The sequence below is a fragment of the Desulfatibacillum aliphaticivorans DSM 15576 genome, assembly GCF_000429905.1.
In the GTDB taxonomy this organism is placed as follows: Bacteria; Desulfobacterota; Desulfobacteria; order Desulfobacterales; family Desulfatibacillaceae; genus Desulfatibacillum; species Desulfatibacillum aliphaticivorans.
Genome location: NZ_AUCT01000003.1, coordinates 42058 through 57553, shown reverse-complemented (window position 1 = coordinate 57553; position 15496 = coordinate 42058). Strand labels below are relative to the sequence as shown.

General features: G+C 53.9%; 15 protein-coding genes. 8 read left to right on the top strand and 7 right to left on the bottom strand.

The genetic code is table 11. The features are described from left to right. Positions 1-406 precede the first annotated feature (406 nt). Both G491_RS0104570 and G491_RS0104565 read right to left on the bottom strand, forming a co-directional pair. Positions 407-757, bottom strand: a complete 351-nt coding sequence (locus G491_RS0104570; RefSeq protein ID WP_028313746.1) for an endonuclease domain-containing protein — start codon at positions 755-757, stop codon at positions 407-409. Positions 758-929: 172 nt separating this feature from the next. After that, complete coding sequence (locus tag G491_RS0104565; RefSeq protein ID WP_028313745.1) at positions 930-1637, bottom strand: response regulator transcription factor; 708 nt, start codon at positions 1635-1637, stop codon at positions 930-932. 251 nt (positions 1638-1888) lie between these two features. Between G491_RS0104565 and G491_RS0104560 the strand changes: the two genes are divergently transcribed. The 4 genes from G491_RS0104560 to G491_RS0104540 all read left to right on the top strand — a co-directional run bounded on the left by G491_RS0104560 (position 1889) and on the right by G491_RS0104540 (position 6537). Further along, complete coding sequence (locus G491_RS0104560; RefSeq protein WP_028313744.1) at positions 1889-3565, top strand: vWA domain-containing protein; 1677 nt, start codon at positions 1889-1891, stop codon at positions 3563-3565. Positions 3566-3581: 16 nt separating this feature from the next. Next, entirely contained in the window at positions 3582-5024 is a 1443-nt protein-coding gene (locus G491_RS0104555) for a vWA domain-containing protein (RefSeq protein WP_028313743.1), read from the top strand. 366 nt (positions 5025-5390) lie between these two features. Continuing rightward, complete coding sequence (locus tag G491_RS0104545) at positions 5391-5933, top strand: PspA/IM30 family protein (RefSeq protein WP_028313741.1); 543 nt, start codon at positions 5391-5393, stop codon at positions 5931-5933. After that, complete coding sequence (locus G491_RS0104540; RefSeq protein ID WP_028313740.1) at positions 5926-6537, top strand: hypothetical protein; 612 nt, start codon at positions 5926-5928, stop codon at positions 6535-6537. The genes G491_RS0104545 and G491_RS0104540 overlap by 8 nt, the downstream gene beginning before the upstream one ends. 122 nt (positions 6538-6659) lie before the next feature. Here G491_RS0104540 and G491_RS0104535 read toward each other — a convergent pair whose 3' ends face one another. After that, positions 6660-7823 carry a DUF4388 domain-containing protein gene (locus G491_RS0104535; protein ID WP_012609472.1) on the bottom strand — a complete coding sequence of 388 codons (1164 nt, stop codon included), beginning with the start codon at positions 7821-7823 and terminating at the stop codon, positions 6660-6662. Between the two features lie 310 nt (positions 7824-8133). On the opposite strand from G491_RS0104535, the gene G491_RS0104530 reads away from it, so the two are divergent. Together G491_RS0104530 and G491_RS0104525 are read left to right on the top strand one after the other, a co-directional pair. Further along, positions 8134-9342, top strand: coding sequence for a PP2C family protein-serine/threonine phosphatase (locus tag G491_RS0104530; protein ID WP_028313739.1), 1209 nt, complete (start codon positions 8134-8136; stop codon positions 9340-9342). 244 nt (positions 9343-9586) lie between these two features. Then, a complete protein-coding gene (locus G491_RS0104525) occupies positions 9587-10411 on the top strand; it encodes an MBL fold metallo-hydrolase (protein ID WP_028313738.1) in 825 nt (274 codons plus the stop codon). 4 nt (positions 10412-10415) lie between these two features. On the opposite strand, the gene G491_RS0104520 is transcribed toward G491_RS0104525, so the two are convergent. The 4 genes from G491_RS0104520 to G491_RS29415 form a co-directional block, all read right to left on the bottom strand. Beyond that, a complete protein-coding gene (locus tag G491_RS0104520; protein WP_012609475.1) occupies positions 10416-10874 on the bottom strand; it encodes a hypothetical protein in 459 nt (152 codons plus the stop codon). 72 nt (positions 10875-10946) lie between these two features. Continuing rightward, positions 10947-11801 (bottom strand): M50 family metallopeptidase, encoded by an 855-nt coding sequence (locus G491_RS0104515; RefSeq protein WP_028313737.1) that lies wholly within the window; start codon positions 11799-11801, stop codon positions 10947-10949. A gap of 26 nt (positions 11802-11827) precedes the next feature. Continuing rightward, positions 11828-12625: an ABC transporter permease gene (locus G491_RS0104510; protein WP_028313736.1), complete on the bottom strand. Its 798-nt coding sequence runs from the start codon at positions 12623-12625 to the stop codon at positions 11828-11830. After that, positions 12622-13293 carry an ABC transporter ATP-binding protein gene (locus tag G491_RS29415; protein WP_035217835.1) on the bottom strand — a complete coding sequence of 224 codons (672 nt, stop codon included), beginning with the start codon at positions 13291-13293 and terminating at the stop codon, positions 12622-12624. The genes G491_RS0104510 and G491_RS29415 overlap by 4 nt, the downstream gene beginning before the upstream one ends. Positions 13294-13420: 127 nt before the next feature. Between G491_RS29415 and G491_RS0104500 the strand changes: the two genes are divergently transcribed. Beyond that, on the top strand, positions 13421-14053 hold the full coding sequence (locus G491_RS0104500; protein WP_028313735.1) for an MBL fold metallo-hydrolase: 633 nt from the start codon (positions 13421-13423) through the stop codon (positions 14051-14053). Positions 14054-14264: 211 nt separating this feature from the next. Further along, entirely contained in the window at positions 14265-15494 is a 1230-nt protein-coding gene (locus G491_RS0104495) for a hypothetical protein (RefSeq protein WP_136360736.1), read from the top strand. Positions 15495-15496 lie beyond the last annotated feature (2 nt).

The following is a 15496-nucleotide window of genomic DNA, read 5'->3' as shown; positions in this document are numbered from 1 at the left end:
CCGTAGGTTGGGTTAAGAAGTCCGGCTTTTATGCAGAAAGCCTTCAACTGCGCTTGTGGACTTCGAACCCAACGTCAACTTGCCTGAGGGGAGGCAATCTCCTCTATGCAGCCCCCGTATGCATGCTCACGAAAAGCGTGAGAACGAGTCTCCGGCGGCGACGGCCTGTTCAGCCCTGTAGGGTGCAGGGCTTGCCCCGCCCGAAGTAGGGGCTGGATCTCCCAGCCCAACCAGCGCGGGAATCGCGCTGTTATGCCGTTTCAACCTTGGAAGACGGTTACTAACCGCATCCCTCACGGCTTGCAACACTCCCTCCCCCTTGACGGGGGAGGGCCGGGGAGGGGGTGATTTTTCGCTCCCCACACGACGTTATCATGGGCGAAGAAACCATATGATTTCCTCCATTTCACGCCTGGGACAGCTTGTTGAATATGGCCTGAACGACTTCGTCGGTATTTTGCATCACCTGATTGTTCCAGAATCGCAGTATGCAAAAATTATTGGCCTCCAACCAAGCTGTTCTAAAGGAATCATAAGAGGCTTGCTGTTTATGCTGACCTCCGTCCAGTTCCACAATAAGCCGCTTTTCCAAACACACGAAATCCACAATGTATGCGCCGATGGAAAACTGCCTGCGGAACTTGCAGCCTTGCACCTGACGTTTTCGCAGGCGTTGCCACAATTTCTTCTCCGCCTCAGTCATGTTGGATCGAAGCGCCTTCGCCCTTTCCATGCTTTGAGCAGCTTTTGGTTTCATCGGCGATTACCCCCCCATCCTGTCCTTCCCCCGCCAGGGGGGAAGGGACCATGATTGAAGGACTTTCCATCCTAAACACGGCGCCGGTATATTCGACCCCATGGAATTCCATTTTTTGCGAGGAGACCTCGCGACTACAATGCGAGGGGCGACAAAAATTGTCCATCATCCCTCAAATCATCATTGGTATTTCCAGCTTGTATCCTTCCCCTCGCACTGTCACGATTAGGGGCTTGTCCTCTCCAGCCAGTTCCGTAATCTTTTTTCTCAGCTTCAATACATGGATGTCCACGGTGCGGGTTTCCACGTCCGGATCGTTATAGTGCCAGACCTCCAACAAAAGCTCCCGTTTGGGCACAATCCGTCCTTCCTGGCGATGCAAATACAGGACGATATCCATTTCCCGGCGGGTCAGCTCCTCGGTTTTGTCTTCGTAGGCCGCTTTAAGCTGAGCCTCGTCAAAGATGATTCCGCCGATGCTCACCTTGGCGGTTCCCAAATTCTTGCCGGATCGCCTGAGGACCGCCTCCACACGCACCATCAGCTCTTTTAGGGAAAAAGGCTTGCTCACGTAGTCGTCGGCCCCTGCGCTGAAACCGGTTACAATGTCGTTTTCCGAGCCTTTGGCCGTCAACATGATAATGGCCTGGGAGGGCTTGACCTCCCGCAGCTTGCGGCAGATGGAAAATCCGTCCATGGACGGCAGCATGACGTCCAAAATCACCAGGTCGTACTGGCCGGACAAGGCCTCGTCCAGGCCCTGCTTGCCGTCTTCCACGCCCTTGGCTGCAAATCCGTTGAACACAAATACGTCCAACAGGCCCCGGGAAATAGCCGGGTCGTCTTCCACCAGTAGAATGCTCGCCCTTGGTTCTTTCATGTTAATGCCCCGCAAAACCTGTTCCAAATATTATCGCGCCCCAGGCGGGTGATGTGAAACGCATCACAACAGTCAACAAATTCCAGGCCTTAGCTTAGCACCAATCCGCCCTGGGAAAAAGCAAAACTTATGCAAAAAACCGGTCTTCCGTTTTTGCAGTTCTTTGAATTGCGCCTAAGGCCGCTCCGGGCGCATCATAGCCCCGTAAGGAGAAAGTACGGCTCATTACAAATAATCAAGGGGAGGAAATCATGCAAAGCCAAAAGGAACAGATTCTGCGAGACGTCGTCACTTACGCCCTGTTGATCATTGCCATCGTCTGCCTGGCCGGGTCGGCCGCGGTTTCGCTCACCAGTTGCTCTCAAAAGACTGTGAGCGAAGACGCCATGACCGGTTACAGCGGTTACACCTCAAAGTCCACGGGGCCTGCTCTTTCGATGTCGGCGGCCCAACACTGCCCCGTCCCCAAGTCAGAGCGGAGTTACGCCTTATACAACGATGGCTCTGAGTTCAGTGCGGAAGAGTACGCATCCATTCACGAAGGAGGGTTTAAATCTCCTCTTTATGATCCTTTGTCCACCTTTTCCATTGACGTGGATACGGCGTCCTACTCCAACGTGCGGCGCTTTTTGACAAACGGCGGCATGCCGCCCGTGGATGCGGTGCGCATTGAAGAAATGATCAACTATTTTCATTACGACTACCCCCAGCCCAAGGGCGAAGATCCCTTTTCCATCACCATGGAAATGTCCCAATGCCCGTGGAACAGGGACAACATGCTTGTGCATGTGGGGCTTCAAGGCAAGCGCCTGAATTACAAAGACGTCAAGCCCTCCAACCTGGTGTTCCTTTTGGATGTTTCAGGTTCCATGGGCAGCAGAGGCAAGCTGCCTTTGGTTAAAGAATCCATGGAAATGCTGGTGAGAGAGTTGGGCCGCAATGACCGTGTGTCCATTGTGACCTACGCCGGATCGGCGGGGCTGGCTCTTCCTTCCACATCTGCGCGGCATAGACGCACAATCATCAAGGCGCTTGACCGCCTGGAAGCCGGGGGCTCCACGGCCGGCGGCCAAGGCATTGAGCTGGCCTACAGGGTGGCCTGGGAAAATCTCATTCCCGAAGGCAATAACCGGGTGATTCTTTGCACGGACGGCGACTTCAACGTGGGCGTCTCCTCCACCCCGGAACTGGTGCGCATGATCGAAGAAAAGCGCAGGGCCGGAATTTATCTGACCATCTGCGGCTTCGGCATGGGCAATTACAAAGACGAAAAAATGGAAGCCATCTCCAACGCCGGCAACGGAAATTTCTATTATATCGACAGCCGCAGGGAAGCGCACAAAGTCTTTGTGCAGGACATGCGGGCCAACATGTTCACCCTGGCCAAAGACGTGAAGATCCAGGTGGAATTCAATCCGGCCAGGGTCAGTCAGTACCGTCTGGTGGGCTATGAAAACAGGCTGCTGGCGGCGGAGGATTTCAACAACGATCTGAAAGACGCCGGAGAAATCGGGCCGGGCCATTCCGTTACCGCATTATACGAAATCGTTCCCGCCGGGCTGGGCATGGGCGCCCAAAGGGTCGATCCCCTAAAATATCAGGAAAGCGAACCCGTCCCTGAGCTCCGGAACAGCAACGAAATCCTTACCATCAAATTTCGCTACAAGAATCCCGAGGAAAACCGCAGCAGGCTTATCACCCGGGTGCTGGACGAATCGTCCATGGAATTCGGCGATACATCCGATGACTTCCGGTTTTCCGCGGCCGTGGCAGGCTGGGGCATGCTGCTGAGAAACTCTCCCTACGCCGAGCGCCTGACCTGGGGCCAGATCCAAAGCATGGCCGAGGAGTCCGTGGGCCCCGACGAAATGGGATACCGCGCCGAATTCATCAAACTGGTGAAAACCTGCCGTGAACTGAATAGCTAGAATAAAGGAGAGCGCCATGAAAGCCAAAGCCCTTATACTCGTAGGAGTCCTTATCGCGGCGACATTCGCCGCCATGGCTTACGCCAACAGAAGCGCGGGCGTTGTCGCCCCCCCGCCTGTCGCGCCCGCGATACCGCCGGTTGCAATCAAACCGGTGAAAAACGGCATCGTCGCCCTGACCGGAGAATTGACCCAGGATAAAATCCACGCAACCGGGGACCGCATGTTCGACCTGGTCCTGACCATGACCGCAGACGAGGTTCTGGCGCCGGAGCAAACCAAAACCAGGCCCGTGGACATGGTGATCGTCCTGGATAGAAGCGGGTCCATGGGCGGCCGGAAAATCCGGGACGCCAAGGCGGCGGTCAAGGGCCTGGTGGAAGGACTACGCAGCCAGGACCGTTTCTCTTTGGTGACCTATTCCAACTCCGTGGACGGCGGGGATGGCCTGCATTATCTGACGAACGACAAACGCAATTCCCTCAACTGGATGGTGGACTCCATTCCGGCGGGCGGCGGCACCAATCTGGGCGGCGGCCTGGAAAAAGGCGTAAACGTCTTGAGAGCCTTTGGCGATCCCGGCCGCATGGGCAAGGTCATCCTGATTTCCGACGGCCAGGCCAACCAGGGCGTCACTGATCCCAATCAACTTGCCGCCATGGCCGGGCTCCGGGACGACGGCCTGGTTTATTCCGTAACCACCGTGGGTCTGGGCCAGGATTTTAACGAGCAGCTTATGGCAACCGTGGCGGACGGCGGCAGGGGCCGGTATTACTACCTGGAAAAACCCGGCGATTTTTTGGCCGTCTTTCAGGAGGAAGCCAACTGGACCCGGGCCGTAGCTGCCAGCGCTCTTTCCATCCATCTGCCTTTGCCCAAGGGCGTGACTGCGGTTTCCGCCAACGGATATCCCGTGATCAACAGGGAAAACGGAGCGTTTATCTCTCCCGGCGCTCTTCTTTCCGGGCAATCCCGCACCCTGTACATTCGGCTGCATGCCAACGGCGACGCCGGTGAAATCCTGAATTTTGACGGCGTCAAGGCAACCTATGTGCACGAAGGCCAAACCCTGACGGCCATGTGCCCCCAATCCTTTGAAGTGCAGGTGACCCAAAACGCCATGGCCGCTTTGGAATCCGTATCCAGGGAAGCCTGGGAGGAGAAGGTGCTTAATGCGGACTGGAACGTCCTCAAGGAAGAGGTGGCCGCGGACATCAAGGCCGGCGACAAGGATCAGGCCAAGCATCGCATCCAAGAGTACCGCCAGAGCATCCAGGTGCAAAACAGCGTGGTGAATTCGCCCAGCGTGGAGTCCAATCTTAACGAAGACTGCGAGGCCCTAATGGACAAGGTGGACGAAACCTTTACCGGAGACTCCTCGGAGGTCATGCAAAAGCAAAGATCGGTTTCCAAGTCCATGCAATACGAAGGGTATAAGGACCGCCGGGGAATTAAATAGAGCTTGCCAGACATAAAATTTGCTTGCCGGGCGGTTTTGCATCGCATTGTTGTAACCAAACAATAACCGTCATGCCTGATTGCACCCTGTCAAACTTAAAAAGGCAATGTGCGTGCAGGCCCGTCCGGCAAACATTTTTACCAACCCCATGCTCCGCGTGGGATTGCAGATGAAGCGCAAAACGTCAAAGGAAGGATTCAGGGCGGTTGTAGGCCTTGAATCCCTGTAAAACAAGGAAATCCATCTCGACAATACCCAACGCGCTTCATCATCAAAGCCATCAAGCCTTTGTCCTTCCCCCTCCCATCGGGGAAGGACGGAAAGGAGGATGGGTTTGACGGAATTTTCAATCAAGGAGGCCGCCAAATGGGAATTATGACAAGATTAACCAGGCTGTGCAAAGCGGACATTCACGGGGTCATGGATCAGATCGAAGACAAAGGCCTGGTCCTGGCCCAATGCCTGCGGGAAATGGAAGACGCCATGTCCCGGGAGCGCATCAAGCTGTCCCGGCTTTCCGCCAGAAGGGACAACCTGAAAGCCAACCTCAAGGCCCAGGAGGAGCTGGCGGAAAAAGTGGATCAGGACCTTTGCGAAGCCGTGAAAAAGGAAAAGGACGACATCGCCAAATTTTTAATCCGCAAGCACAAAACCGTGACCGGCGTCGTCCAGAAGCTGGATTTGCAAATCCAGGAGCTGAATCGGGAAATATCCCGCCTGCAGCAGGACATGGAGGAAAAAGCCCTGGTGCACGAACGCCTGAAAGTCCAGGCCGATGCGTTTATGGCGGCGAAAAAGAACCAGGAGTATAGCGGCGTCCAGGGCGCGTCCTTCGCCGGGCAGGATTTGAGCGACGAGGAAATTCAATGGGAGCTTGAAAAACGCAAGGAGGCTTTGCGCCATGAATAACAACTTTGCCTACTTAAACGACGCCCCCGCCCAAGGCCTGGAACGGGAGGTCAGGGCCATGCGCAGCCATTTTTCCGGAACCATCTGGTACGCCCTGGCCTGCGGCCTGGCCTTTATCCCGGCGTACTTTTCCCTGAACCTGATCTCCGGACCGTATTGGGCCTTCCGCATGACCTTGTGGATCTTTTTGGCCGGATACGCCTGGCTGCTTCGCAGGTGGAGCGGGGCCAAGTTTTTGACCTGCCTGTTCCCCTTGTTTCTGTTGCTGGCTCTGGCCTTTGTGGGACTGCCTCAAACCAGCTTCCTGGTTGCGGCCATTGTCATTCTGGCCTGGATTCGCAGCGGGGTTTGCTTTGCGGGAAAAGGCGCCAGGTCCCTGGCCGTGGAACTGGGCGTGAGCGCAGGCGGCGCCGTGCTGGTGAATCTGCTTTCTCCCCATTCGGGCCTGACATGGGCCTTGGCCGTGTGGCTGTTCTTTTTGGTGCAGTCCTTGTTTTTTGTCATGGGGCCGGATTCCGCCGCCCAGGCATGGATCGACCCATACAAGCCCGAGCCTTTTGAACAGGCTCGCCAGCGCGCCGAGCGCATTTTGTCGGAAGATTAGGGGGCCTCAATGCGGCTCCTTTTCACCATGGAGGAAACTTGGCTTGAAGCGCGCCAATCCCGATGAGGAAACCATCGACAGGAGAGCCGTGTGCGGGAGAAACGCTCGTACGGTTCGGAGGGCTAGTCGTTTTTGCCGGTTCCACGGATTTGCATGGTGGTGGCTGCGACGCAGTTGGAGATGTAGCTGGCAATGCATTGAATCATGTTGGAGGAGTTTTCGTACTCGGCGACGATGTCTTCGGTGGGCAGTTCCTCCACGGCGAAGTCCTCGGAAGGCAGCAGGACGGCCTGGCTCGGCTCGTGGCCCAAATCCAGAAAAGGAACCCGGCCCACAAAATCGCCATGCTCCATTTCGGCGACTTTTACGTATCCTTGCGAGCCTTTGGCGACCAGGGAAGCCCAGCCTTGCGTGATGGTGAAGAGCTTGTCGCTCCGGTTGAAATCAAAGACGTCCCTGCCGCTCAGGCTTTTGATGTCGTAGGTTTTGTCGGACACGTGCAGCCTGGACAGATTATGATTGACTTCGGCCAACCGGCGGTTGAGCCCCAAAAGAACGCCGCGGAGGCTTCGGGACATGAGGGCCAGTTCCCGGTGAATACGCTCCAGATCCAGAACGCCCAAGGTGACTTCGTCCACGGATATGACGGACGCGCGCCGTACGTTCTCCTTTTTCAGGACGATGGCGATGTCTCCGATCAAAGCGCCCGGCCCGATTCTGCATAGGGTGAAAGGCCCCTTTTTGGTGTCTTTGATCACGTCCGCATATCCGTCCAGGATGACGCAAATCCAGTTGCCGTGGTTGCCTTCCTCAACAATGTTCTGGCCCGGGGAGAAAATCTCCTCTTCCACCACGTACGAGTAGTCCACGTCCGGGCTGGGGATGAAGTTCACGCCTTCTTCCAGGTGAGGCCGGAAGGGCTTGGCGATATCCTGGTTTTCCGCGCCCAGTTCCTGGATGCGCCCTTCGTCCAGCATCCGGGCGCCTTCCATGATGATTTCCATCAGGCTTTGAGTGATGACCCGTTCAGTTTCCACGCGGTTTACGTCGAATTCAAACTCCCCTTCGGTCCAGCCGAACAGGGAGTATGCAGCGTCGATCCCCTGTAAATCGCCGCAAAAGGCATTGGTGATTATGCCTTTGTTAAAACAGATCACCCCCGGTTGATTTATGTACGGGCTTTTAAGAACAAGAGCGCCGTTGCTGGAATTGGATGATAAAAATTGAATGACTTGAGCCAGACTGACAAAATCCAACTGACCTTTAAGCGCTATGGAAGGCTTCATATTTTACCGGGTGTTTCGAGTGTAGATGCAAAATTAAAGGGTTTAATCTACAAAAAATCCGAGTAAGGCCAATCTGTTCAAAATGCATTGATTATCATTAATCCATATCAATTTCCCTATAGAATATCAAGATTAATTTGTACTCATTTCGGGGGGCGCGTCGCTTGGAACAATTTTTTCTTTGATCAGCGCTTCCTGGTTCCGTAAAATAGATTCTAAAGGAACACAGCCTAAAAGCCGATTTTATGACCAGGCCTTAAGAAACGGAATCAAAAACCTGAAGGAGGCGGGAAATTTCGACCATACCGCTATGAAAATACTCGTCGCTGATGATGACAGAACAGTTCAGATAGCCCTTAAAACTCTCTTGTCCAAATGGGGTTATGAGGTTGTTACGGCCCAGGACGGGGCCCAGGCCTGGGAGATTTTGCAGGATCCGGAGGCGCCCCGCCTTGCCGTGATAGACTGGATGATGCCTGGCATGGAAGGCCCGGCCTTGTGCAAAAAAATCCGGCAAAGCTCTCTGTCCTCGTACACCTACCTGATTCTGCTTACCGCAAAAACAAGCAAGTCCGAATTGATGGAAGGCCTGGAAGCCGGGGCCGACGACTTCATATCCAAGCCTTTTAACGCCGGAGAACTCAAGGCCCGGATCACGGCGGCTGAAAGAATCCTGAGCCTGGAAAAAGAGCTCAAAGTCAAAAACGAGGCACTGTCTCAATCCAATATCAACCTCTCCCGCTCCAACGACATTATCACCAAGGACCTCCAAGTGGCGGCCTCGGTTCAGCAAAGCCTATTGCCCGCCCAGACCGGCGAACTTAACGGGTTCAGTTTCGGCTCCCTGTTCATGCCCTGCGCCATTGTGGGCGGGGATATGTTCAACTTTTTCCCCTTGGGGGACAACCATATCGCCTTTTTCATCCTGGACATCTCCGGCCACGGAGTTCCCGCGGCCATGCTTTCCGTGACCGTCAGCAAAACCCTCACCTCCCTGATATGGGAGGAGGCCATGACTACCGGCATATCTCGAAACGGCTCGGGAACGCTGCTTTCCCCTGAGGACATGGCCGCCAAGCTGAACCTCCTGTTTCAAAGCAGCGACACTCTGCAGGCCTACTTCACCATGATCCTGGGAATAACAGACGTGCGAACCGGCCGCACCATCCTAACCCAGGCGGGCCACCCCCATCCCATACGCGTACCAAGCCAGGGCGCCCTGGAAACCATCGGCAATGGAGGCTTTCCCGTGGGGCTTTTGGAAAACGCCGAGTATTCCGGATACGAGTTCACCCTGAACCCCGGCGACCGGCTTTATCTGTATTCCGACGGCATCACCGAGTGCCGCGACGACCAGGATAATGAGTTTTCCCAAAAGCGGCTCATGCAATTGCTGGAAGACAGCCGCTCGCAGGACCTGGAAAGCGTCATGCGAACAACCGCGGAGGAATTGTTCCGCTTTCACGGAAGCGGCTCCTTTTCCGACGACATCAGCATCATGGTCCTGCAAAGAAACTAAAAGGGCGCATATAGTAAGACGCTCCGTTCATCCCATCTATCCCCATTTATTTAATCAGATTTAAGCCTTGCCCTAACAGCTTGAAATGTATTTACTAAATTGCAATATGTGTAAGGATTTAGATCTGACGCCCTTATTTATAGAAAATATGAATTTGACATATTTATACACGCTATGTATTCCAGCCCAGTTCTGAACCCGGGTTTCTATTGAAAGTAACTGTCTGATTTTGGGAGGAGTAGCAATGAAGAAGGAATGTAAGTTAACGTTTCTTTGCGAGGATCAGGCCCGCATGGGTTTTCTGGACAAAAAATTTTCCGGCCAGCACGGCTTGTCCATATTCATTCAAGGGGAAAAGAATGTGCTGTTTGACACAGGCCCTTCAGAGATCGTTTTGTATAACGCCGCTCTGGCCGGCGTCAACCTGGACTCCGCCGATTTGATCGTCCTCAGCCATGGCCATTGGGACCATGCGGACGGCCTTGGGCCTTTGTCCAACGCGGGAATTCGCAAACCCTTGCTGCTTCATCCCATGGCGTTCCGGGACCGCAGAAAGCCTTCCGGCCAGTTTAACGGCATGGCCATGAGCCGGGATCAGATCATGGAAAGGTTCGATTTGATCGAAAGCTCCGGACCTTATAAGGTCAGCGAGAACATGTGGTTTTTGGGCGAGATTCCGCGGGAGAACGATTTCGAGTCCCAATCCACGTCTTATTACTATATGGAAGACGGAGAAAAGCGTCCCGAATTACTCCCCGACGACACGGCGCTGGCTGTTACGACGCCCAATGGCCTGGTTGTGATTACCGGGTGCTCGCACGCCGGGATCTGCAATATTTGCGAGTACGCTAAAAAGGTGACCGGGCAGGGATGCATCCGCACGGTGATCGGGGGATTTCATTTGCTGGACGATTCGAAAGTGGTTGAAAAAACCATCGACTACTTCCGCGGCCAGGGCGTGGAGTCTCTGTTCCCTAATCATTGCACGGCCCTTCCGGCTTTAAGCGCCTTTTACCAGGCTTTTAAGATCAACCGGTTATGTGTGGGGGATGAGCTGGAAATAAGCTGACGCGTTAATCCTGCGGTGAAAGGAAAACACAGTCAGGCGGATTGTATTCCTGAAAAGCGGGGGCTGCGCCTTTTTCTATCATGGCGCCCTTGGCTTCTTGCGCCGCCGCCCACCAATCCAATATTTTGTCCGCTTCTGCTGCTGTAGCCGCCGTTTGGCATTCCATGCCGTAAGGAATGCAGAAAACGTCAATATCAGCCATAGCCTCCATGGGGCAGGATACCTTGGCTATATATCCAAGGCCTTGCTTTTGCAGGTAATCTATTCCTGTGCAAATATGTTGGGTCGCCAGTTCCGAGGTCGGCTTGAATGTGGAGAGGTCCAATAAAAGCGTAAATCCTCTTCGCATTTTGGAAGCCCGCTTTAACATGGCGTTGACCAAGTTGCACGAATCTCTGGTTTTGAGGACTCCGATGGTAACGTAAAGACGATTTTTTGCCGCGTCGTTCTTGATAGAGTACATGGCGCCTCCGTCCGATCATTGATTCGCGAGCTAAGCCTCTTAATCTTATTATCGGAATTTGACGCAAAATATTTAACTTTTTATAGATTCTTTCAATGTGTTGAGCAGGAAAACAGACACGGCCAGCATGGCGTTTAAAGCCAGGGCGAAAAGCATAAAGGGATACACGTTTGCTATAGCCCGGCTTAAGGCTTTGATTTGCTGGGTGGGTATGCTGTCCAAATACGCAGCGATAAGCACGGCGATAAACAACAGAACAAAGAAGGCCAGGAATCCTTCAATCCCGCCGGATATGTCGGACCACGAAAGGGAAATGCCGCTTCCCACGCAAATGAGGATATAGGTAAAAACCCAGGTCTGCCATTGGCTCCAGACTGCCTTGGTGAACAGGTCGTCCAGCATGTCCTTTGCGGCGTCCCAGGAGGAAGCGGCCAATCTTAAAAAGGAGTCCAGGGATCGGAAATCGGACCATTTGACGGAGATGTCCAGGCTTGCAATTCCGTGGGGAAGCAAAAAATGCGCCGCCGCCCAAATAACTGCGACTCCCAGGATGACAGGGCCGAGGGCTATAAAGAAATTGCCCACCACCTGGTATGGATTGCGGGGATTGAAGCTGTGATTCACGGCGCCCAGGGTTCCTGATTTTTGATCCGGCGCAAAGAGTTGCAACTTGTTGATTTTATGCCCGAATAAAAGGCACATGACGGCGTGCCCCAGCTCGTGCACGCTTACTCCCAACCATCCAAAGGCGGCCAGGTATAGCTTTCGGCCCAGCAAGTTCCATAATTCGGATTTCAACCGGGTGGAGACGCTGTTCATAATCAGGGCGAAGAGCATGCCCGGCCCCATGATCATGAGCAGGATCATGCCCGTCGTCTTGAGGGAATCCAAGGCGAAAATTCCAATATTCTGTAAGATTTCAAGCATGTGCGCCTATGTATTGAGTGGTTTGATTAGGAAAGCCCCTTGGTTTTGGTCAATCTTAGTTCCTGGGCTGCGCCGAAACATTTTCTCCGGACCAGCAGGGTGATAAGCAAAGACCCCAATGCCGTGGATCCCACCAACATGAGCATCACCACAATCTGGTAGCGGATGGCTTCCAGGGGATCGGCGCCCGCCAGAATTTGGCCGGTCATCATGCCGGGTATAAACACGATCCCTGCGCCAATCATGGAATTGATGGAGGGGATCATGCCGGCTTTTAAGGCTTCCGCCAGCATGGGGTGGCTGGCCTCCTTGTAATCGGCGCCCAGGCAAAGCATCATTTCCACCTCGTTGGAGCGCTGTCTCAGCTCAGCAAACAGGCGTTCCAGGGAGATAGCCACAGCGGTCATGGAATTGCCCACGACCATGCCCCCCAAGGTTAGAAAATATCGGGGCTGCCACCAAGGATCCACGCCGACAATAACGCCGGTTATAAGAATGCTCACAAGCATGTAGCTGGTCAGCATGGAGACGAAGGTCGGGATTAGGATGGGAACCTGCTTTTCTTTGACCCTGCCGCGCACGGTCAGGGCGGCGAAGCCGATCATCACCGCGTAGATGGCCAGGACCATCCAGCCGAGGTTTAAGGTGAAAATAATGGTTAAGGCGTAGCCCATTAAAAACAGCTGGGCAAAGGTGCGAACAGCCCCCCAGAACAGGTCCTTCTCCAGCCCCAGCTTATAAATCAAGGAGGTCGCCCCGGCTATGAGGATGAAAATCGTTCCAAGCCCCAACTGCCAGAGGCTGATGTGTACGACCTGACTCATTGGACCTCCATTTTTCCGTTATGCAAGGTGCAATAAATAACCTTCTCCGATTCGATGGAAAACTCCGTGTGGGCCACCAGAAACATGGTTATATTGTCCTCCCGGCGCAGCTTGTTTACCACGTCCACCACCGCCTGACGGCTGTCCCTGTCCAGGGCGCTTGTGGGTTCGTCCAACAGCAGGACGTCGGGCGAAAGCAAGATGGCCCTCAGCAGGCATAAACGCTGGCGCTGCCCTACGGAGAGATCCAGGGCCGATTGCTCCAGGCTGATTTCATCCAGCATAAAACGCTGGAGACCCTTTCGGAGTTCGTCATCTTCAGGAGCCTGACGCTTTTTGTTTTGGGAGAACCGGAAAGGCAGCACAAGGTTGTGGCGTACGCTGCCCTGGATCAACGTGGGCGTTTGCTGAAGGTAGACAATCCGGGTTCTTAATTCGGGCCCCTCTAATTCCTGCAGGTCCTTTCCCTTGAATAGCACGGCCCCCTTTGCGGGAATCGCCAGCCGGTTAAGAAGCCGCAAAAACGTGGACTTTCCCGTCCCCGAAGCTCCTTGAATCTGCACAAAAGCGCCGGCTGGAACCTTCAGGTTGACTTCCGAAAAAAGGTCCTTGTTGTTTTCGTAAGCAAACCCCAGATTTCGGCATTCCAATACGGTTTGGTCTTCCATGTCGATGATCTCTGTAAACGGGATGATTTTGACTGAAACTTCGGAGCATGATAAACACAATCCTTCATTGAGAGCAACTTCTTGACGGCGCCGATGCGCTTTATTCATTAAAAAAAAGGAGGGGCCTTTGATCATTCGTCAAGTCCTGGGCGGTTCCATGGGGGTTTTTTGTTATGTGATTCAGGACCCCGTCACAAAAAACTGCGCGCTTATCGACCCGGCATTCGATGCTTCAACCATATTGGGGCAGGTTGACGAAATGGGGGGCAAGGTCACGCACGTCATCAACACCCACGGCCATTTCGACCATATTTGCGGGAATGCCGGCATTATTTCGGCGACCGGGGCTCGCCTGTACATCCACAACAAGGACGCAAAGATGCTGACCTCCTTGTTTGGCGCCGTTGCGTGCAGGATGATGGGCGGCAGGAAATCCCCGCCCGCAGACGTCCTCCTGGAGGATGGAGACCGGATTTCCATTGGAGAAACCCAGCTTGAGGTGATGCACACCCCCGGCCACAGTCCGGGAGGGATTTGTCTGCTGGGGGAGGGCCGTCTTTTTTCCGGAGACACGCTGTTTGCGGGATCCATCGGAGCGACCTGGTTTCCCGGGGCGTCGTTGAAGGTGCTGGTCAAGAGCATCAAAGAGCGCCTGTATGTTCTGCCGGAGGAAACTGTGGTTTTGCCGGGGCATGACTACGGTCCGGAGCCCACCACCACAATTGGCCGGGAAAAAGCGTCCAATCCCTTCACCCGGTAGTCGCAAGGCGAATTATTGCCTGGCCGATCAGCCAAGGTTGAAAGCCGGTCCCCATCGACCCTGTAATTTAACCAGTCTCCCTTTGTTTTCCCACGCGTTATGTTGAAGTCAAGCACTGTGTATGGTATGATTTTTCAGTTAAGGTTTTGTGGTCATCTAAATTTGCAAATTGGTATTTTCATTCTATGCGTCGGAGGCTGCGGTGGAAAAGATGCTGCCGGAAAAAGCCAGGCTTTTGGCCTTGTTAAAACAGGGCAATTTTAATGTGCCGGATTTTATTTACATCCCTGCTGAAGATTTCGAAAAGGACTCCTTTAAAGAGTTGGAGGATTTTTTAGGCCGGTTTTCGGACGACTTCAAAGTAATCGCCAGAAGCGCCCACCCCATGGAGGAGTATTATAAAGGCGGCACCTTCGACTCTCTGGAAACCTACGCCGACATAGGGGGCATTAAATACGCCAGAAAGCGGATTATCAAATCCGCCCGCAAGGCCAAAAAGCTGGCCATCATGCGCCAGCAGATTTTCAATAACGCTCCGGAGCTTAAGCTGGACGACATGGGCGTTATCGTCATGCCCTTTATCAGCGGCGCCAGCATCATGGCCAAGATGGTGGGGGACCATTGGGAGTTCGGCTACAGCATGGACCGGAGTCACAAAGTCCAGCGGGATCCTTATATCACCAACACCCCTCACGATATCAAACTTCTGCATATGTCCCAGGAAATCCAGGCCTTTTTAGGCTTCCGGTGTGAGATCGAATTCATCGTGTCCACCACCGGAGAGGTCTTTGTGGTTCAGGCCAAGGATATATCATCCATAGACACCCGGGCCTTCAAGGACAGTGAAACCCGCATCAAGCTGGACGGCGTGCGCAGGATCCGCCGGCGCAGGAATTACAGGGAGCGCCCCTTGTTCGTCATGGACAACAACGCGTTTTATCTGGAGGTCATTTCCAAATGCGAGGACATCGTCCTGGGCCGGGAGGACGGCGAGAAAACCACCATAGAGGATCTCCTTTCCCTGATCCGGGGATATGAGCGGGATATGGAGGAGTTCGCCATCTGGCACGAACGTTACGCCGTGCTTCGCCTTTCCACCAGGGATCCGAAGGAATTGTACCAGGTCGCCAATCATTACCTGGATGAGTACCCTGAAATTCACGGCCAGTTGGCCAAAGCCCTTCACACCAATCTATATCAAATGGACTACTTTCTGGCTGAAGCGGATACGCTCATCGCCAAGGACAAGTTCAGGATCAACCTATGCTCCCATGACGCGTACGGCATTGACACCCTAAGAAACCCGGTCTGGTCCGTATATTGGAACATGGACCGGCATGATGAGGTGATCAAGAGCTTCTTCCGCCTGGGCTTTAAGACCGGCGACACCATCGCCGTGGAAATTGATCCTGATGAAAAGCCGTCCGTGCATAAGCTCTGATA